The following is an 18,965-nucleotide window of genomic DNA, read 5'->3' as shown; positions in this document are numbered from 1 at the left end:
GTGGCCCTCGAACACGCGATCATGACCTCGCTGGCTGAGCGACCCGGGACCGGTTACGAAATCGGTCAGCAGTTCACCCGGTCGATCGGCCACTTCTGGTCTGCCACCCATCAGCAGATCTACCGAACGCTCAAAAAGCTGCACGCCGATGGACTGGTCAGCTATGAATCGGTTGCCCAAGACGGCAGGCCGGACAAAAAGGTCTACACCCTGTCCGAGAAAGGTCGTGTAGCGCTTCGGGAATGGGTCAGCTCCCCTACCGAACCACGGCAACTTCGCGACGAACTCGGCGTGAAGATCCGCGCCGCCGAAGCTGCCGATCTGCCCGAGCTCATCGCCGAACTACGACGGCACCGAGCGCTCCACGAAGAGCGCCTGCGTCTGTACCAAGAATTCGAGAAAAACGACTATCCCGCCCCAGAGGCCCTGAATCTGCGCAAGCTCAAGCAATACCTCGTGCTGCGCGGCGGTGTGCGCATCGAAGCCGGGTTCATCGAGTGGTGCGACGAAGTGATCAACGCACTCGAGGGCGTAGTCAACCAAACACCTGATGTCTGAACATCGCGGCCAGCCCCCGCGGACGAAGAAAGGTTCCACATGACGAGTCCATACCCGAAGTTGTTCGAACCGTTGACGATCAACAAGGTCGAGCTGAAGAACCGTGTCATCATGGGTTCGATGCACACCGGCCTCGAGGACCGGATCTGGGACGTCGACAAACTCGCCGCCTACTACGCCGAACGTGCCCGTGGCGGTGCGGGCCTGATCATCACCGGCGGCATCGCACCCACCCGCGCCGGCCTGCTGATGCCATTCGGCGGCAAGCTGACCAACAAGATCGACGTGATCCGGCATCGCCGGCTGACCAGCGCTGTGCACAAAGAGGACGGCAAGATCGCCATGCAGGTCCTCTACGCCGGTCGCTACGGGTACACACCGTTCAAGTTCGGCGTGAGCTGGGAAAAATCACCGGTCCATCCGTTCCAGCCGATCAAGATGACCAACGCGATCATCAAACACGCGATCTGGTCATTCGGACGGTGCGCAAAACTGGCGCAGGACGCCGGCTACGACGGCATCGAGATCATGGGCGGCGAGGGCTACCTGCTCAACACCTTCCTGTGCACCCGCACCAACAATCGCACCGACAAGTGGGGCGGCAGCACCGAGAACCGGCAGCGCATCGTCGTCGAGATCGTCAAAGAGATCCGCAAACGAGTCGGCCCCGACTTCATGGTCATCATGCGCCAGTCCATCGCCGATCTGGTCAAGGACGGCCAGACCTGGGACGAGATCGCCTTGCTGGCACGCAAACTCGAACAACACGGTGTCGACGCCATCAATACCGACATCGGCTGGCACGAGGCTCAGGTTCCGACCATCGTCACATCTGTCCCTCGCGGCGCCTTCGTCAGCTACACCGAGCGACTTCGCGAAGAGGTGTCGATCCCGTTGATCGCCTCCAACCGCATCAACACCCCCGAGCTCGGTGAGCAGATCCTCGAGGGAGGCCGGGTGGACGCCATCTCGATGGCGCGGCCACTGCTGGCCGATCCCGAGTTCGCGAACAAGGCCAAGGAAGGACGCGGCGACGAGATCAACACCTGCATCGCCTGCAATCAGGCCTGCCTCGACCATGCGTTCGTCGGCAAGAAGGTGTCATGCCTGCTCAACCCGCGCGCGGGTCGCGAGACAACGCTCACCCTCGGCCTGACCAAGCGGTCCAAGCGCGTCGCGGTTGTCGGCGCCGGGCCGGCCGGACTCGCCGCGGCGGTCTCCGCCGCCAAACGGGGGCACGAAGTCCATCTCTACGAGGCTGGTGCGAGCATCGGCGGTCAATTCTCGATTGCCGCACGGATCCCGGGCAAAGAAGAGTTCTCCGAGACCATCCGGTACTTCACCACCGCATTGACGGTCACCGGAGTGCAGGTTCACCTCAACACGTGGGTGAGCGCCGACGACCTCATCGCGCAGAAGTTCGATGACGTCGTCGTTGCCACCGGGGTGACGCCGCGCATGCCAGCCATCCCGGGAATCGATCATCCCAAAGTCCTCTCCTATGCCGAGGCGGTTCTGGGGCACAAGGAGATCGGTAAGACTGTCGCAGTCATCGGAGCCGGCGGTATCGGCTTCGACGTCACGGAGTTCCTGACAGTCGATGACTCCCCCACCATGAACATCAAAGAGTGGGAGCACGAATGGGGCATCACCGATGATCTGACCGTCCCCGGTTTCGTCGGCAGGCCGCGACCGACCCCCGCCGTTCGTACGGTGTTCCTGGTGCAGCGCAAACCCGGCCGCCAGGGCAAGACCCTCGGCAAGACGTCGGGGTGGGTCCATCGCGCCACCGTGAAGATGAAGGGCGTCGAGCAGATATCCGGTGCCAGCTACGACAAGATCGACGACGCCGGCCTGCACCTGAGCTTTGCTCCCGAAGAAGAGGGCGGTGAACGCATCCATCGGCTGCTCGACGTCGACACGGTCGTGGTGTGCGCCGGACAAGAATCCGTCCGGGACCTTGTCGATCCGTTGACACTGAGTGGCGTCAACACCCACGTCATCGGCGGCGCCGACGTCGCCGCGGAGCTAGACGCGAAGCGCGCCATCCGGCAGGGCACGGAGGTCGCGGCGAGCATCGTCTGAGCCCCCGAGGCCTCCTCAGTGGGCGCGCAGCCGGTTACGATCTGCGCCATGGGTATTCCAGCACCGTCAGCGTCGGCCAGGGCCGTGGTCACCGGGGCCTCATCGGGAATTGGTGAAGCTCTGGCCATTGAATTGGCCCGCCGCGGTCATTCACTGATCCTCGTCGCGCGTCGAGCAGAGATCCTGCACGCGACCGCCACGGATCTCGCTGCCCGGTTCGGTGTCGAAGTCGAGGTGATGGCGACCGACCTGTCGGACCCGGACGCAACGTCCGCCTTGTGCTCAGTGCTGCGCGATCGGGAGATCTCCGTCCTGTGCAACAACGCGGGCATCGCCACCTTCGGCCCCCTGGCCGAGCTCGATGCGGAATACGAGCGAGCGCAGGTCCGCCTCAACACCGTTGCGGTTCATGACCTCACCCTCGCGGTGCTCCCCCAGATGGTGAAGCGGGGCTCAGGAGGGATTCTCATGGTCGGTTCGGCGGCAGGGAACATGCCGATCCCCAACAACGCCACCTATGCGGCGTCCAAGGCCTTCGTGAACACCCTGTCGGAGTCACTGCGCGGCGAGGTCGCCGCCGCGGGTGTCCACGTGACGCTGCTGGCACCCGGCCCGGTCCGGACGCAGACGCCCACCCCCGAGGAGGCCAGCATCGTCGATCGGGTGGTCCCCGACTTCCTGTGGAACTCGAGCGAGTACGTCGCCAAGTCGAGCCTTGATGCACTCGAACGCAACAAGATGCGCGTCGTCCCTGGTGTGCTGTCGAAGTCGATGTCCGTCGCCGGCGGTTACATCCCGAGGAACCTGACCGCACCCATCGTCGGCCGGTTCTACCGCAAGTTCGGCGACTGACACCGAACGTGACGGTGAGCTGCGCTCAACGCTTGCGGCGGGCAGTTCCGAAGATCGACCTGGTGATCTCCCGGCCCGCTGCCGACGCGGCCGAGCGAAGGAAGCTCTTGACCGCAGAGTTGCCCAGCACCTCTTGCACCAGTCCCGGCTCGTCCTTGTCCTTCGTGGGCTTCGAAGCGGGTGCCGGCTCTGCGGGCGCCTGCGGTGGCGACATGGGGACCTGCGGCACCGGTTGCTCCGCAAGCACTTTCGCATTCAGCTTCTCGTAGGCCGATTCCCGATCGATCGTCTGGCCGTACTTGGCCTGCACAGCACTCGCCGCCGCAGCCGCCGTGATCGACTCGGCGCCGATGGTATCCATCAACGACCGCGGAGCGCGCAGCATCGTCCACGCCACGGGCGTCGGTGCACCCTTCTCCGACAAGACGGTCACGATCGCCTCACCGGTGCCCAGCGACGTCAGCGCCTTCTCGAGGTCGTAGGTTTCGGTCGTCGGGTATGTCCGGACGGTCTTCGACAGTGCCTTCTGGTCATCCGGGGTGAATGCGCGCAGCGCGTGCTGAATCCGTGCGCCAAGTTGCGAGAGCACATCGTTCGGGATGTCGGTGGGCTGCTGGGAGCAGAAGAAGACCCCGACCCCTTTCGACCGGATCAGTTTGACCGTCTGCACCACCTGCTCCTCGAAAGCTTTCGACGAGTCGGTGAACAGTAGGTGGGATTCGTCGAAGATGAACACCAACTTCGGTTTGTCGACGTCTCCGGCCTCTGGCAGGAATTGAAAGAGATCCGCCAGGATCCACATCAAGAATGTCGAGAACAGCACGGGCCGCGCGGCCTGCTGCCCCAGTTCGAACAGCGTGATGATCCCGGCGCCGTCCGGATTCACCCGCAACAGATCGGCGGGGTCGATCTCGGGCTCACCGAAGAAGGTGTCGCCGCCGTCTGCTTCCAGATTGGTCAGCGCGCGCAGGATCACCCCTGCCGTCGCTGCGGACACCCCACCGATCCCCTTGAGTTCGGCTTTGCCCTCATCGCTGAGCAGATACGCGATCACAGCCCGGAGATCTTTGAGGTCCAGCAACGCCAGGCCTCGCGAATCTGCCCAATGGAAGATCAGGCCCAGAACCGATTCCTGAGTCGTGTTCAGCCCCAGAACCTTGCTGAGCAGGATCGGGCCGAAGGACGTGATCGTGGCCCGGATGGGCACACCGATGCCCTCTGTGCCCAACGAGACGAACTCCACCGCCGATGCCGTCGGTGTCCAGTCGTCGCCCGTGTCGGAGGCCCTGGCCGCCACCTTGTCGTTGGTCGTGCCCGGCCGGCTCAGTCCTGACAGATCTCCCTTGATGTCGGCCATCACCACCGGGACACCGGCGGCCGAGAGTTGTTCGGCGATCACCTGGAGCGTCTTGGTCTTGCCAGTCCCGGTCGCCCCGGCGATCAACCCGTGCCGATTCATCATCGCCAGCGGGATCCGGACCTTCGCCGACGGATCCGCCTTGCCCCCGACGACGACCGTGCCCAGTTCGAGGGCGACACCGTCGGTGGCATATCCAGCCGCGATTTCCTGGGCGGGCGAAACTGGCTCGGTCACGGTGGGATGTCCTCTCGAGTGGCTTGTCTGCTGGCAAAGACTATCGCTCCACTAAGGTGCAAGGGTGCAAGACAAACTTGTGTGGATCGACTGCGAGATGACAGGGCTGCAATTGGGCAGCGACAAACTGATCGAGATCGCAGCCCTTGTCACAGACAGCGAACTGAACATTCTCGGGGACGGTGTCGACGTGGTCATCCACGCCGACGACGACGCCCTCGCTGCCATGCCCGCGGTGGTGAAGAAAATGCATGCGGCCTCCGGCCTCACCGAAGAGGTGCGCCGGTCCACGGTGACCATCGAGGAAGCCGAGAAGATGGTCCTCGACTACCTCCGCAAAGAGATCGGTAGCTCAGGCGCGGCACCCCTGGCCGGCAACTCGATCGCCACCGACCGGGGATTCATCACGCGGGACATGCCCAAGCTCGACGGGTACCTGCACTACCGCATGGTGGACGTCAGCTCGATCAAGGAGCTGTGCAGGCGCTGGTACCCCCGGATCTACTTCGGCCAACCGGAGAAGGGGCTGTCCCATCGGGCTCTGGCAGACATCCGTGAGTCGATTCGGGAGTTGAAGTACTACCGGGCGACCGCGTTCGTGCCGCTGCCCGGACCCGAGTCGGCCGAGATCGAAGAGGTCACAAAGACCCTCGGTCCAGCATGATTTCGCCAGGCCAGAATACCGATTGGAATTCCGGCCCGGCATGCCGCTAGAGTAAGTCCCTGGTTCCGCTAGCGGTACCGATGGTGGGCGTAGTTCAGTTGGTAGAGCACCAGATTGTGATTCTGGCTGTCGCGGGTTCGAGTCCCGTCGTCCACCCCGACAAGAAGGCCTGCTCCGCATTCGGCGAAGCAGGCCTTCTTCTGTCGGAGCAACGGCGACGTGCTCCACCTACAGCAATCCGCTCCGCTCCCAAGGTTCTGGAAGCGGAGCGGATTGACGAAAGTGGAGCGGGTCGGGACCTGACTAGGCGTTGCCCTTCTTCCAGGTCTCCCAGGGAATGTTCCAGTCGCCCAGCCCGTCCGTGCCCGACAGTTCCGGGCCGACGGTGTTCTTGACGGTGATGACGTCGCCGCGTAGCGAGTTCTGGACCCACCAGAGCGCGTTCTCCGGGCTGACGTTCAAACAGCCGTGGCTGGTGTTCTCGCTGCCCTGTGCGTAGACCGACCACGGCGCCGAGTGGATGTAGATACCGCTCCACGACATCTGCGTCGCGTAGTCGACGTCGAGCCGGTATCCGGCCGAAGAACTGACGGGCACACCGTATGTCGATGAATCCATCACGATGGAGTCGACTCGGTCACCGATGATGTAGGTGCCGTTGTCGGTCGGCGTGGAGTCTTTGCCCATCGAGGTCGGCATGGTCTTGATGACCTTGCCGTTCTCGGTGATCGTGATCGTCTTGGTGTTGTCGTCGGCCGTCGCGATGAGCTCGCGGCCGATCGTGAAGTTCGTCTTCAGGTTCTCCTGGCCGAACAGTCCGTCACCGAGATCGATGCCGTAGGTGTTCACGGCCACGTCCACCTTCGTGCCGGGCTTCCAGTAGTTCTCCGGCCGCCAGCGCAGCTCCGTGTCACTGAGCCAGTAGAAAGCACCCTCTGTGGGCGGATCCGTGGTCACGGTGATCGCGTCCTGCGCGGCCTTCCGGTTCGGGATCGACTCGTCGAAGCGAATCGAGACCGGCATGCCGACACCGACGGTCGAGTTGTTCTCCGGCAGCAGGTACGCCTGCGTCAGGTTGTTCGGCGAACTCGTCGTGAACGTGGTGGTCGACTGTGTGGTGCCACCGATGCCCTTGGCGTCGGCCACCAGCGTGTACTTCTTGTTGTACCCGAACGACCCGGCCGGCACCGTCCAGGACTTCTTGTCCTCCGAGAGCGTCCCCTGAACCGGCGTCCCGCCGCCGGCGTTGGTGATGGTCACGTCCGTGAGGCGAGCGTCTTTCGCAGTGACCTTGACCGGCGCACCGGGTGCGAACCCGACATCACCGTCCACCACCGGCTTGTCCGCGAACCCGGTCACTTCCACCGCGGGCTGCAGGAGATCGTCGAACGGCGTGGTGCTGACCACCTGATCGCTGTACTTCGGCGGAGTCGGATCCGACGAACACGCTGACATGACACCCGCGAGCGTCACGAGGAATATCACCAGTGCAGCGGGCTTGCCGACCCTGCTGCTCATGGAGGCCTGCCGGAACCCCATCTCACTCCAAACATCTGCCTAAGGCCCGACGACGCGGGCAAGAAACCATCTGCGCGAGAGTCTACGTGCAAAGCCAGACAACCGGGAACTGCGAACCGCCGCAAAAGCCCTGGTTTACGGCTCGCGCGCCACACGATTTTCATTTCTCGGGTTCGGCCTGCTACCGTTCCAACTCGAAAGAACGAGCGCCATTAGCTCAATTGGCAGAGCAGCTGACTCTTAATCAGCGGGTTCGGGGTTCGAGTCCCTGATGGCGCACAACGAAGGAATCCCCGGAGCATGCTCCGGGGATTTTTTTGTGTCACCGGGTGAATTCGTCCGATCGAATGACGACAGGAACTGCTGCTGCGCACGTGGATTCACCGTAGGCAGATACGAAAATGGGGGCCGCGCCTGCGCAGCCCCCATCGACGAACTCCCCGCTCAGCTCGCGATCTTCTTGATCACGACCGCCAACACCACGACACCGACCGCGATCAGCGATCCCGCTACCGCGGGTTTGCGCAATGTTGTCAGGGCCGTGGACTTGGCGTCTTCGGCCAGCCGCGCAGGGCTGGCCCGGGTGGCCAGGGCGTCGAGGGTGCCGGCGAGTTCGTCGCGGGCCCGCTCGATGTCGCGTTCGATTCCGTCGGTGTCGCGTCCCACAGGTCCTCCATCTAGTGCTGCGCCGCCTCGCCGGTGGCCAGGTGCGTGTTCGGCCGGTCAGTATCGGCTCTACGGTAGTTCACCGCGAGGATCGGCAGTGCTCCGCCACACGTTTGCCCACTCGGCTAGCCTGAAGACGATGACTGAGAACACACGACTCGCGGTGGGCGACAACGCTCCAGGCTTCTCCCTCCCCGACGCCGACGGCAACACTGTCTCGCTGGACGATTACCGCGGACGGCAGGTGATCGTCTATTTCTATCCCGCGGCCAGTACGCCGGGCTGCACAAAGCAGGCCTGCGACTTCCGCGACAGCCTCGCCGAACTCGGAGGCGAGGGCATCGACGTCGTCGGAATCTCGCCTGACAAGCCTGCGAAGCTCGCGAAGTTCCGCGATGCAGAGTCCCTGACCTTCCCCTTGCTGTCCGACGTGGACAAGTCCGTGTTGACCGCATGGGGCGCCTTCGGGGAGAAGAAAATGTACGGCAAGACCGTCACCGGGGTCATCCGGTCGACGTTCCTGGTCGACGCCGACGGCAAGATCGCACTCGCCCAGTACAACGTGCGGGCAACGGGCCACGTGGCGAAACTCCGCCGCGACCTCGCAGTCTGATCGGAAGCGTGCGACCCCCATGGCCCAGGTGCATTCCGAACCCGACACCGGGTCCCGTGATGCCCTGAAGCCGGGGGCCTCGAGGCTGCTGAGCTCAGAGCCACTGGTGCCCCGGAAACGGCCGACCCAGCAGCGAAGCCAACTACGTTTCGACGCGATGCTGGCGGCGGCGCGAGATCTGCTGATCGAGGTCGGGTTCGAATCGCTCACCTGCGAGCACATCGCACAGCGCGCCGACGTCCCCATCGGGACGCTCTATCAGTACTTCGCCAACAAGTACGTGGTCGTCTGCGAACTCGACAGACAGGACGCCACCGGTGTGCAGAGCGAACTGGCGACCTTCGCGGCGGAGGTCCCCTCGCTCGACTGGCCACGGTTGCTGGAGAAGTTCCTCGACCACCTGGCCCAGCTGTGGCACGACGATCCGTCGAGGCGCGCGGTGTGGCTCGCGGTGCAGTCGACCCCCGCGACCCGCGCGACCGCGATGGTGCACGAGAAGGCCCTGGCCGCATTGGTCGCCCGGATCATCGCCCCGTTGACGCCCGAACGCAGCCGGCGGGCGTTGATGTCCGAACTACTGGTCCACACGGCGTATTCGCTGCTGAGCTTCTCGGTGCAAGAAGGTCAGAACCACCCCGACACGGTAGCCGAGCTCAAGCTCATGCTCGGCCGCTACATGATGCTCGAGGACCCCGAGAACAGCCGCTGACGCCCTAGCTCTCCGCCGGTGCGTCCTCGATGATCGCCACCGCTCCGGCCATGTCGCCGTCGTGGGTCAGGGAGACGTGGACGACCGTGCCCGCGAGCAGCTCTCCGATTTCCCCACCCAGCCGAATCGCCGGGCGGCCCCACGTATCCGTCACGACCTCGATGTCGCCATGGCGAATCAAGGGCAGCAACGGTTTACGTGCGAACCGACTGACCGACCACGCCTTGATGACCGCCTCTTTCGCCGCCCACCGGGCCGCCAGATGCCTCGCCTCGCTACCGGTGCCGGACGCGGCGTCGCGCCGCTCCCCCACCGTGAAACGGTCCGCGAACGTGGTCCCCGGTTGCCTCAACTGCTCGGCGAAGCCGGGGATCGACACGAGGTCGATCCCCACTCCGATCACCGTCATCCGTCAGACATTCCCGTCTGCGCGTGGCAGGCGCTCATTCGCCCGCGCCGTAATGACCCGTCGCCGACAAGCGTGCATCGCCGTCGAGCAGCATGGCCGCTTCCTGATCGCCCTCGTAGGCGCTGTCGTCGAACCTGCGGTTCGGCGGACGCTGGTAGGCGGGCTTGCCACCGAACATGGCCTCGAGCAGACGCTGCTGTCCGAGTCGTGACCGCTCGGCCGCGGCCGCCCGGTACTGCTCACGTTGCGCCGGATCCAGGGCCGCGACAAAGGCTTCCGGGTGGACCACCGCGATGAGACCCGACACATGGCCGAACCCGAGGCTGGTCAGCAGACCGGCCTTGAGCGCGAACCGCTTCCCGAAACGCAACGGGGCGGTAGGCCACACCAGGTGCTTGTACTCCTCCATCGCCTCATCGACGCAGTCCAGGCTGCGGTTCGGTGGGATGACGCCGTCGCGCAGGACCTGGCACAGCCCGATGAGCTGGAAGGCCGCAGCACCACCCTTGGCGTGACCGGTGAGCGACTTCTGGGACACCACGAACAGCGGAGCACCCTCGCTTCGGCCGAGAGCCTCGGCGAGGCGCTCGTGCAGATTCGCCTCGTTGGGATCGTTTGCCTTGGTGGAGGTGTCGTGTTTGGACACCAACGCCACATCGTCAGGGCTCACACCCAGCTGACGCAGCGACTTCGCGAAGCCCGAATCCTTCTGTCCGCGAGCGGCTCCCAGTGCGCCGATGCCCGGCGCCGGGATGGAGGTGTGGACACCGTCGCCGAAGCTCTGCGCCCAGCCGACCACACCGAGGACGGGCAGACCCATCTCGGCCGCGACATCACCGCGGGCCAGCAGGATCGTGCCGCCACCCTGGGACTCGACGAAGCCACCGCGACGACGATCGTTGGCACGGGAGAAGCGGCGGGCGTCGATGCCCTGTGCTTCCATCTTCGCCGACTCGGCGGTGGCCGACATGTCACCGAATCCGACGATGCCCTCGATACCGAGATCGTCGAATCCACCTGCGACCGCGAACAACGCCTTGCCCAGCTTGATCTTGTCCACACCCTCTTCCACCGACACAGCGGCGGTGGCACAGGCGGCGACCGGGTGGATCATCGCTCCGTAGCTGCCGATGTACGACTGGACCACGTGTGCGGCAACGACGTTCGGCAGTGCTTCCTGCAGGATGTCGTTCGCCTTGGCCTCACCGGTGAAGGTGTCGAGGTACAGCGAGCGCATCGATGTCATGCCACCCATGCCGGTGCCTTGGGTGTTGGCGACCAGTCCGGGGTGCACCCAGCGCATGAGCTCCGACGGTTCGAAGCCCGACGCCAGGAAGGCATCCACGGTGGCGATCAGGTTCCACAGCGCGACCCGGTCCACGGACTCGGCCATGTCGGCCGACACACCCCAACGGGTGGGGTCGAAGCCGGTCGGGATCTGGCCACCGACGGTCCGCGTCAGGGTGAACCGGCGCGGGACGCGGATCTCGGTGCCCGCCAGACGGGTGACCTGCCATTCGCCGCTCTCGGCGTCGACCTTGATCTTCGTCTTGTCGGGGCTCGACGACTGGAACGCCCGGGCCTCGGTCTCCGACGACACCGTGAAGGTGAGGTCGTTGTCGAGGAACACCGAAGTGAGCAACGGCGAGGTGTTGTCGATCATGTCGCCGTCGTCTGCGTACCGCCGAATGCCACAGCGCTCGACGACCGCGTCGTGATAGCGATCGGCGATGTCGGCCTCGGCCACCGGGTCTGACGTCTCGGCGTCGTACCAACCTGGCTTGGGGGTCGACTCCCAGACGATCAGCCCTGTGCTCCAAGCCAATTCGAGGACACCGGCGGCCGAGAGCTGATCCTCGACCTCCATTTCGAAGCGGGTGCGTGAGCTGCCGTAGGGGCCGAGTTCGCCGGCGCCGACGATGACCACCAGATCCTCCGGCCGCGCATCGATCTCACCCCAGTTCGGGGTGGTCGACTCGGGAGCCCGGGCCGGTGCGGGCAGGGCTGCCAGCGTCGGCTCGTCGTCTTCGTCGTCGTCCTCGGTGCGTGCGGCTGCTTCGGCCTGAGCCTGGGCCAGTGCCTTCATGTCGAGCGTGGCGTCCGCGAGTCCACCGGTCAGGTCGAGCTCGATGGGCACTGTCCGCGCCTGCGTCCGGCTGTCGGGGGTGACGGCCTTGAGCAATTCGGTGGCCATCTCCTTCGTCGACCAGGTCTTCACACCTGCGGCCTCGACCGCTTCGACCAGTCCGTCGTTGTGGCCCATCAGCCCGGTGCCGGTGACCCAACCGATCAGCGCGTGCGCCAGGGTCACCTTCGAGTTCCAGGAGTCCTCTGCCGCCCAACGCTTGACCAACGCGTCGAGAGCCGCCTTGGATTCACCGTAGGCGCCGTCGCCGCCGAACATTCCCCGGTTCGGCGAACCCGGGAGTACCACGTGCAGTCGCGCCGCGAGGTGATGATCGGCCGCGATGTCGCCGAGACCGGCGATCAACCGCTCCACCGACCACAGCAGGACTTTCATCTCCAGTTCGGCGCGGGCGCCGGCGTCGGTGAGGTCACCGGCGACCCGCGGAGCGGCGAACGGGAACAGCAGCGTCGGCTTCAGGGCCGGCTTGACGACTCCGGTCTTGCCGCCGAGATTCTCGGTCTGTTCGCTACCGATCCACTCGACCAACTCGTCGACGTCGGTGTACGAGGACAGGTTCGCCGGGGCGACCCACAGTGCCGCGTCGCCGCGGGCACTTCGCCGGTAGAGCGACTTGAAGAACGCCAGCCGGTTGTCGTCGAGACGCGAGGTGGTGGCGACCACGGTCGCACCGCCTGCCAGCAACTGCTCGACCACCGCGGCGGCGATCGAACCCTTACTGGCGCCGGTCACGACAGCAACATCGCCGGCGTAGGTCTCGGGCTGAGGATCTTGTGCCGCATGGGCGATCTGGGCGTAGACCCGGGCGTGCACCCGATGCCCGTTCGCCAGCGCCTTGCCCTGCCACCACGATGCCTGGTGGCAGACCGTCTCACCGGCGCCGATGAAGCGTGCGCTGATGTCGTAGAAATCGTTGTCGACCACGTGCTCGTCGTCGAGCCAGATGCGGGCGAGGTCCTCGCGGGCGCTGGCCCACCGGTCGTCGATCAGCACCGCGCGACGTTCGTCGAATGCGGGTGCCACGACTCGCAGCCAATCCGAACCCAGCTCCGCGCTGACCCGTTCGAGGACTGCGGTGTTGTCTTCTGCCGGCGCGCCGACTTCTTGCTCGTCCGCCAGACCCAGTTTCGACAGGATCGTCTGCGCAGCCGATGCGAGCGCACCGGAGCGACCGATGAACTGCTCGGTCAACTCACCGAGGGCCGCGGCGTCGACGGTTCCGCCACCGCCGCCTCCCCCGACTGCCGGCTTGGACACCGAAATGCCCTTGTTGGAACCGACCTTCGAGACCGCGGCGTCGATCAACGCGTCGATCGCGTCGGTGTTCGCCGGGGCGGAGGAGATCAGATCACCGAGGTCGCCGCCGCGCACACTGACGCCGTCGCGGCTGCCCAGAGCCACCGCGAGGCTGGTGTGCAGGGCCCAGCCGGGTCCGAGCTGCCAGACCGAGGTGACGCGGTCCTCGATGTAGGACGCGCGCTTGCCCGTCGGTCCGAACACCTTGCGGATCTGGTCGCCGATCGCATCGGTCAGCACCGAGCCGAACGGCTTGTAGCCGCGAGCGAGCGCGTTCACGGTCGACGCGAGCGCGGGCATCTCTGCCTCGGCCGCGCCGTCGATGGCGCCCAGGCCCAGTTCGCCACCGATGTCGAGCAGCAGCTGGTTGCGTCGGGACGACACGCCGTCACACAGTGCCTCGATCGTGTCGGCGGTGCCGATCTGGTCGATGCGGATCTTGGTCCACAGCGCGATCACGGCATCCACCGCGTCGGCCGGGGTGAACGCGATGTCGTCGGGACGTGGCCCGGAATCGACCGGAGCAGCGACCGGAGCCGGTGCAGCGGTTGCAGCGGCCGTGGCCGGCGGAGCTGTCTCTGCTGCGGGGCCCTCGTCGATGGCCTCGTCCTCGTCTACGTCGGGCGCGGTGTCCTTCGCCAAGATGACGTCGGAATCGCGCTCGATGTTCAGGACCTGCACAGCGGACTGGGCGTAGTCGTCGAGCTTGAGGGTGTTGCCTGCGAGACCGCTGAGCGTCGGAGCCGACTTGACGCCGACCTCGACGAATCGCTCAATCCCCGCGCCACCACGTTCGGCAGGCGTGAACAGCAGGTCCTGCGTCTCGATCCAGCGGACCGGGCTGGCGAACTGCCAGGCCAGCAGTTCGACCAAGATCACCCTGGTCAGCTCACCGGGCTTGGCGCTCCACGAATCCCAGTCGGCGAGCACCTCGTTCAGCGGATCAGACGGTACGAGATCAGCGATCTCCTGGACGAAGTCACGGCCGAGGTTGAACATCCGCGGCACCAGGTTGGGAACGTAGCGTCCCACCAGGATGTCGGGGTCGATGTGCTCGGGCAACAGGTCCTGCAGGCGGGTACGGAAGTCGGGCACGCCCGCACGCAGCACCGTGGAGTGGAACGGCACATCGATGCCGGGTACCACGATGAAGGAGCGCTTGCCGCCGGTCTTCGCACGCAGGATCTCGATCTCGGTCTCGAGAGCCTCGAGACCCTTCACTGTGCCCGCGATCGCGTACTGCGACCCGAGCAGGTTCAGGTTGACGACCTCGACGAACTCGCCGGTGCGCGCCCCGATCTCGGAGACGAAATCGGTGACGTCCTCATCGGCCAGACCGAATTGGCTCGGCCGGATGGCAGCCATCTGATAGTCACTGCGCCCCTTGGCGTCCCGCGGGACCAGGTGGTGCATTGCCTCACCGCGCTGGAACACGACCTCGAGAACGGCCTCCAGCGGGAGCACTCCTGCACATGCGGCCAGCGCGTTGTACTCGCCCACCGAGTGTCCACAGGTGATCGCGCCTTCGACGAATGCTCCGGATTCCTTGAGTTCCGCGATCTGCGCGACACCCAAGGTGGCCATCGCGACCTGGGTGAACTGGGTGAGGAACAGCACGCCGTCCGGGTGCTGATAGGTGGTGCCACCGGCGGACAGTGTCGTCGGGTTGTCCCGCACCACGGCCAGGATCGAGAAGCCCAGAGCATCCCGGGTGTGCTTGTCCGCACGGTCCCAGATCTTGCGGGCGGCCTTCGAGCGCGAACGGGCGTCGAGACCCATGCCCTTGCTCTGGATGCCCTGACCGGGGAAGGCGTAGACGGTCTTCGCCGGGGCCAGCAGGCCGGTGGCGTTCATGACCAGCAGGTCACCCACCTTGGCGCTGACCTCGATGACGTCGCGGCCGGCGTCCATGCCGACTCGGTCGACGCGAACGGTGATCTCGTCGCCCGGGCGGACCATCCCCAAGAAGCGGGCGGTCCAGCCGGTCAGTGCACGCGGCACCGGGACGGGGTTTTTCGCGTCGGTGGCGGTCGCCACGTGCTGCGCGGCGGCCGACAGCCACATGCCGTGGGCGATGGGAGTGCCCAGACCGGCCATCTTCGCCGCCGACAGATCGGTGTGGATGGGGTTGTGGTCGCCGGAGACCAGCGCGAATCCGTTCATCCGCGACGGTGCCGTCATAGTGGCCTGACGGATCTTCTTACGGGTCGCGTCACCGGCGCGGGCGCTCAGAGCACCGCCTGCACGCTTCGGATCGCTCAATTCGCCGCTGCCGGTGCGTCCGCGTACCGCGAACCGCTCGGTCATGGTGGCGACCTGACGATGTCCGTCGGCGATCGTGACATCGACGGTGACGACGCGACCGAGATCGGTGTCGGTGACGTCGGACAGCGACGCGGTGACGGTGAACTCGGACTTCGTGCGGGGCAGCTCACCGAAGGTGGAGGCCACGTGGTCGAGGTGGACCAGGTCGAGCAGCCCCTCGACGACGGGCGCGCCGTCGGTGGTGGTCGCCGCGCCGATGACGCTGAACACGGCGGGCCAGCACAGACCGACCAGCGTGTCCGGGTTGGCGAAACCTGTGACGCCCTGGGGAGTCGAGGCGCTGAGGTGCTCGGGCAGGGTGTAGGCGGTGACGGCGGCGTGGTCGGCGACCAGGTCGGGATCCCAGGTGGCGGTGCGCGTTGCGCTGCCATCGGTCACCTCTGCCAGGGATCCACCTGCGGCGACGGCCAGGAGCTGACGCATGGCGCCTGCCGCGGCGTCGACGGTGACGGTGGGTGCTCCGCCGTCGAAGATGGAGTTGTCGACGATCATCGGGATCGAGACCGTGGCCTTACCGATCGGCACGCTCAGCAGCACGCCGTCCTCGGTGCGCTCCAGGACGGCACCGGTCGGTTCGTGCTCGCCGCGCTCGGTCGAGGGAAACTCCCAAGCGTCACGATCGCCGAGCTGCGCGATCGGGTTGGGGACGAGTCGGCCCGACCACTGAACGCTGAGTGCCTCGATCGCGCTGCCCAGGACACCGTCGACATCGACCAGCCCGGCCCGCAGCCGTGCACTGATCGCGAACGGCTCAGAGCCGATGCCCTGTAGGTCGGTGACCACCTGCGCCTCGAAGCGATCGAGCAGTTCGCCCACCGGCTCATCGACGCGGGTGATGCCGGCAACGGCGACCGGGCCGGGAATGATGCACACCTCGTCCGCGCCGTAGCGGGCATCGTGTGCCTGCCACAGCGAGTCGCTGCGCCACCAACGCCGCACGTCTTTGTCGATGACGGGCACGAAGTTGACGGGCTTGCCGGGTGTGCGGCAGAGCTCGAGGAAGAAGAGCAGATCGGCCGGGTGCAGCACGTCCGCGTCGGCAGCCGGATAGACGGCCACGAGGGCGTCGATGGCAGCACCGGCGTTGTCCGTGGCAGCGGTGTGTCCGAACAGCGTCGGGATCTGGCCGCGATCGGCATCGTGCAGACGCGCCTCGGTGCGCTGGAGCATCTCGATGAAGCGCTGACGCCAGGTGATGTCGACCCAGGTGTCGGGCCCGGTGGCCTCGCCGACGGCGAGCTCGACGTAGCGGTCGAGCCACTGCCGGTAGGTCATCTGAGCCACATCACCGAAGTACGGCTTCGCGGTTCCGCTCAGGGCCTCGATGATCTCGTCGCGGCGTTCGGCCACCGCGTCCTCATCACCGGCGACCTCGTCGAGCAGTCGACCACAACGCGATGCGGCGTTGTCGACCTCGTGGATATCGGCACCGAGTTGGCTCCGGCCCGAGGCCATTCCGGCGGTGGCGTATCCGGCGCCGATCCATTCGTCGCACCCTGGGGTGTTGACGAGCAGTTCTTTGACCGCCGGCGACGTGGTCGCTTCCTTGGTCGCCATAGCGGCAGTGCCCACCAGGATGCCGTCGAGCGGCATCAGCGGATAGTCGTGTGCCGCGGACCAGACCCCGGTGAGGTACTCGCTTGCGCGCTCGGCGGTCCCGATGCCGCCGCCGACGCAGATGACGACGTTCGGCCGCGCCCGGAGCTCTGCATAGGTCGCGAGCAGCAGCGAGTCGAGGTCTTCCCACGAGTGGTGTCCGCCTGCGCGGCCACCCTCGATCTGGACGATCACCGGGTAGTGCGGTACCTCGGCGGCGATACGGATCACCGACCGGATCTGGCCGATGGTGCCGGGCTTGAACGAGACGTACGGGATCTGGGCCTCGGCGAGTTCGGAGACCAAGGCCACCGCCTCGTCGAGTTCCGGGATGCCCGCCGAGACGATGACGCCGTCGATCGGGGCACCGTTCGCACGTGCCTTCTGGACGAGGCGCTTGCCGCCGATCTGCAGTTTCCACAGGTACGGGTCGAGGAACAGCGTGTTGAACTGAGCCTGCCGACCCGGCTCGAGCAGCTCGGTCAGCTTGGCGATGTTGTCGGCGAAGATCGCCTCGGTCACCTGGCCGCCACCGGCGAGCTCGGCCCAGTGGCCGGCATTCGCGGCGGCCGCCACGATCGCAGGGTCGACGGTGGTCGGTGTCATGCCTGCGAGCAGCATCGGGGACCTACCGGTCAACCGGGTGAACGAGGTCTCGACGACGCGGCGTCCGTCCGGCAGTTCGACGATGCGGGGGCTGTAGCTGCTCCACGGACGTTGGACGTCGGGGATACCGCCGGGCGCGAACAGGTTGCGCTGTCCACCGCGCTGGCTCACCGAGATGAGGCCGACGCCCTGGCCACGAACCACGGGAACGCTCAGTCGGGTGGCGACGTCGCCGGGGCCCAGATCGAGAATCCACTTGGCGCCTGCGCTCACGACGTCGTCGAGGGCGTCCACCCAGTCGACGCGGTCGACGAGCACGGCCGCCGCCAAGCGGCGAGCAGCCACGGGATCGATGTCGCAGTCTTGGGCCCATTCGGCGACCAGATCGGCCGCTGCGTCGAGTGCGGGGTGATGGAAGGCGATCGAGACCGCGAGCGGGTCGAATACCGGCGCGAATGCAGAACCGCCGGTGGTCTTCTTCTTGCGCTCGGCTGCCTCGGCTGCGGCGATGGTCTCGCACTGGGCGACAAACGCGGCGAGGTGGCGAGGAGCTCCCGACAGGACCACCGCACGGCGTCCGTTGACGATGGAGAGGACGGGGGCCGACTCACGATCACCTTCGCGCAGGGTCTGGGCGTAGGCGTCCACCAGCTCCTGGATCCGCGCCGGATCGACGTTCGAGATGGAGAGCATGGGGCTTCCGGCGGCCTCGGCGGTCAATCCGCGTCGACGAGCCACCAGAGCGCCCGCAGCGCCGATCAGGTGTGCGACGGCCAGCAGGGCTCCATCACCCAGTCCGCTTTCGATGGTGGCGGCTTTGATGGCCTCGGTGGCGAGCACACCCTGCGAATGTCCGATGGCCGCGACGGGCGGCATGGCGGCGAGGTCGAGACCCTGCTTGCGAGTGGCGCTCACGGCAGCCAACTGGGCAAGGAGGATGCCGGGCACCGAGACGGGGGCGGCGGCCAGCGCGGAGTCGGCCGGGATGACTTCTTCGGCGTTGTAGGCGCGCACCCAGCTCAGCGGATGGAAGCCGTCGGGGCGTACTGCGGACAGCCGGTCGGCGACCGGCTCGATGAGCCGCTCGGCCGCCTCCACGATCTTGGCGGTGCTGCGGTCGAGGTCGGCGTCGATGACCAGCTCGGCGAGGACGGGCAACCAGGGTCCACCCTGTCCCCCGAAGCTCACTGCGTATGACTCACCATCCCGCAGTCGATCGATCAGGGATCCGTCGGGCCGAGTGGCCCAGGCAGAGTTTTCTTCGGATCCGGTGCGGAACTGGTGAATGGTCACGAGGCTCCCTCATGTAGCTGGTTGCGTGTGTTTCT

Annotated in this window: 11 protein-coding genes and 2 tRNA genes; 8 read left to right on the top strand and 5 right to left on the bottom strand. The window is 65.9% G+C overall.

The window, feature by feature from the left end; all coding sequences use genetic code 11:
- The 3 genes from DFR67_RS21895 to cmrA are packed head-to-tail and all read left to right on the top strand — an operon-like array spanning nucleotide 1 to nucleotide 3,495.
- On the top strand, nucleotides 1-558 hold the full coding sequence (locus DFR67_RS21895; RefSeq protein ID WP_110471609.1) for a PadR family transcriptional regulator: 558 nt from the start codon (nucleotides 1-3) through the stop codon (nucleotides 556-558).
- A 39-nt stretch (nucleotides 559-597) separates the two neighbouring features.
- On the top strand, nucleotides 598-2,643 hold the full coding sequence (locus DFR67_RS21890; protein WP_110471608.1) for an NADPH-dependent 2,4-dienoyl-CoA reductase: 2,046 nt from the start codon (nucleotides 598-600) through the stop codon (nucleotides 2,641-2,643).
- A 48-nt stretch (nucleotides 2,644-2,691) separates the two neighbouring features.
- Nucleotides 2,692-3,495 (top strand): mycolate reductase, encoded by an 804-nt coding sequence (gene cmrA / locus DFR67_RS21885; protein WP_110471697.1) that lies wholly within the window; start codon nucleotides 2,692-2,694, stop codon nucleotides 3,493-3,495.
- Between the two features lie 25 nt (nucleotides 3,496-3,520).
- Here cmrA and DFR67_RS21880 read toward each other — a convergent pair whose 3' ends face one another.
- Complete coding sequence (locus DFR67_RS21880; RefSeq protein ID WP_110471607.1) at nucleotides 3,521-5,089, bottom strand: helicase HerA-like domain-containing protein; 1,569 nt, start codon at nucleotides 5,087-5,089, stop codon at nucleotides 3,521-3,523.
- A 64-nt stretch (nucleotides 5,090-5,153) separates the two neighbouring features.
- Here DFR67_RS21880 and orn point away from each other — a divergent pair, with 64 nt between their 5' ends.
- Both orn and DFR67_RS21870 read left to right on the top strand, forming a co-directional pair.
- On the top strand, nucleotides 5,154-5,753 hold the full coding sequence (gene orn / locus DFR67_RS21875; RefSeq protein WP_110471606.1) for an oligoribonuclease: 600 nt from the start codon (nucleotides 5,154-5,156) through the stop codon (nucleotides 5,751-5,753).
- Nucleotides 5,754-5,836: 83 nt separating this feature from the next.
- A tRNA-His gene (locus tag DFR67_RS21870) sits at nucleotides 5,837-5,909 on the top strand.
- Between the two features lie 147 nt (nucleotides 5,910-6,056).
- Here the strand turns inward: DFR67_RS21870 and DFR67_RS21865 are convergent.
- Nucleotides 6,057-7,271 carry a L,D-transpeptidase gene (locus tag DFR67_RS21865; protein ID WP_110471696.1) on the bottom strand — a complete coding sequence of 405 codons (1,215 nt, stop codon included), beginning with the start codon at nucleotides 7,269-7,271 and terminating at the stop codon, nucleotides 6,057-6,059.
- 206 nt (nucleotides 7,272-7,477) lie between these two features.
- Here DFR67_RS21865 and DFR67_RS21860 point away from each other — a divergent pair.
- Nucleotides 7,478-7,550, top strand: a tRNA-Lys gene (locus DFR67_RS21860).
- Nucleotides 7,551-7,715: 165 nt separating this feature from the next.
- Here the strand turns inward: DFR67_RS21860 and DFR67_RS21855 are convergent.
- The gene (locus tag DFR67_RS21855; protein ID WP_084891930.1) at nucleotides 7,716-7,937 is read right to left on the bottom strand and encodes a DUF3618 domain-containing protein; all 222 of its coding nucleotides are present in this window, start codon (nucleotides 7,935-7,937) and stop codon (nucleotides 7,716-7,718) included.
- Between the two features lie 139 nt (nucleotides 7,938-8,076).
- Here DFR67_RS21855 and bcp point away from each other — a divergent pair, with 139 nt between their 5' ends.
- Together bcp and DFR67_RS21845 are read left to right on the top strand one after the other, a co-directional pair.
- Nucleotides 8,077-8,550: a thioredoxin-dependent thiol peroxidase gene (gene bcp / locus DFR67_RS21850; protein ID WP_110471605.1), complete on the top strand. Its 474-nt coding sequence runs from the start codon at nucleotides 8,077-8,079 to the stop codon at nucleotides 8,548-8,550.
- Nucleotides 8,551-8,569: 19 nt separating this feature from the next.
- Complete coding sequence (locus tag DFR67_RS21845) at nucleotides 8,570-9,259, top strand: TetR/AcrR family transcriptional regulator (RefSeq protein WP_425451318.1); 690 nt, start codon at nucleotides 8,570-8,572, stop codon at nucleotides 9,257-9,259.
- A gap of 4 nt (nucleotides 9,260-9,263) precedes the next feature.
- On the opposite strand, the gene acpS is transcribed toward DFR67_RS21845, so the two are convergent.
- The gene (acpS, locus tag DFR67_RS21840; protein ID WP_110471604.1) at nucleotides 9,264-9,668 is read right to left on the bottom strand and encodes a holo-ACP synthase AcpS; all 405 of its coding nucleotides are present in this window, start codon (nucleotides 9,666-9,668) and stop codon (nucleotides 9,264-9,266) included.
- 34 nt (nucleotides 9,669-9,702) lie between these two features.
- Nucleotides 9,703-18,930: a type I polyketide synthase gene (locus DFR67_RS21835; protein ID WP_110471603.1), complete on the bottom strand. Its 9,228-nt coding sequence runs from the start codon at nucleotides 18,928-18,930 to the stop codon at nucleotides 9,703-9,705.
- Between the last annotated feature and the right edge of the window lie 35 nt (nucleotides 18,931-18,965).

It is taken from the genome of Williamsia limnetica, assembly GCF_003217475.1.
GTDB classification, from domain to species: Bacteria; Actinomycetota; Actinomycetes; order Mycobacteriales; family Mycobacteriaceae; genus Williamsia; species Williamsia limnetica.
This window is presented reverse-complemented; position numbering and strand designations above follow the sequence as displayed.

What these genes read in the sequence shown, in the direction of transcription:
- DFR67_RS21890 (WP_110471608.1), top strand. Translation starts at nt 598, where the DNA reads ATGACGAGTCCATACCCGAAGTTGTTCGAACCGTTGACGATCAACAAG.
- cmrA (WP_110471697.1), top strand. Translation starts at nt 2,692, where the DNA reads ATGGGTATTCCAGCACCGTCAGCGTCGGCCAGGGCCGTGGTCACCGGG.
- DFR67_RS21865 (WP_110471696.1), bottom strand. Translation starts at nt 7,271, where the DNA reads ATGAGCAGCAGGGTCGGCAAGCCCGCTGCACTGGTGATATTCCTCGTG.
- bcp (WP_110471605.1), top strand. Translation starts at nt 8,077, where the DNA reads ATGACTGAGAACACACGACTCGCGGTGGGCGACAACGCTCCAGGCTTC.
- DFR67_RS21845 (WP_425451318.1), top strand. Translation starts at nt 8,570, where the DNA reads ATGGCCCAGGTGCATTCCGAACCCGACACCGGGTCCCGTGATGCCCTG.
- acpS (WP_110471604.1), bottom strand. Translation starts at nt 9,668, where the DNA reads ATGACGGTGATCGGAGTGGGGATCGACCTCGTGTCGATCCCCGGCTTC.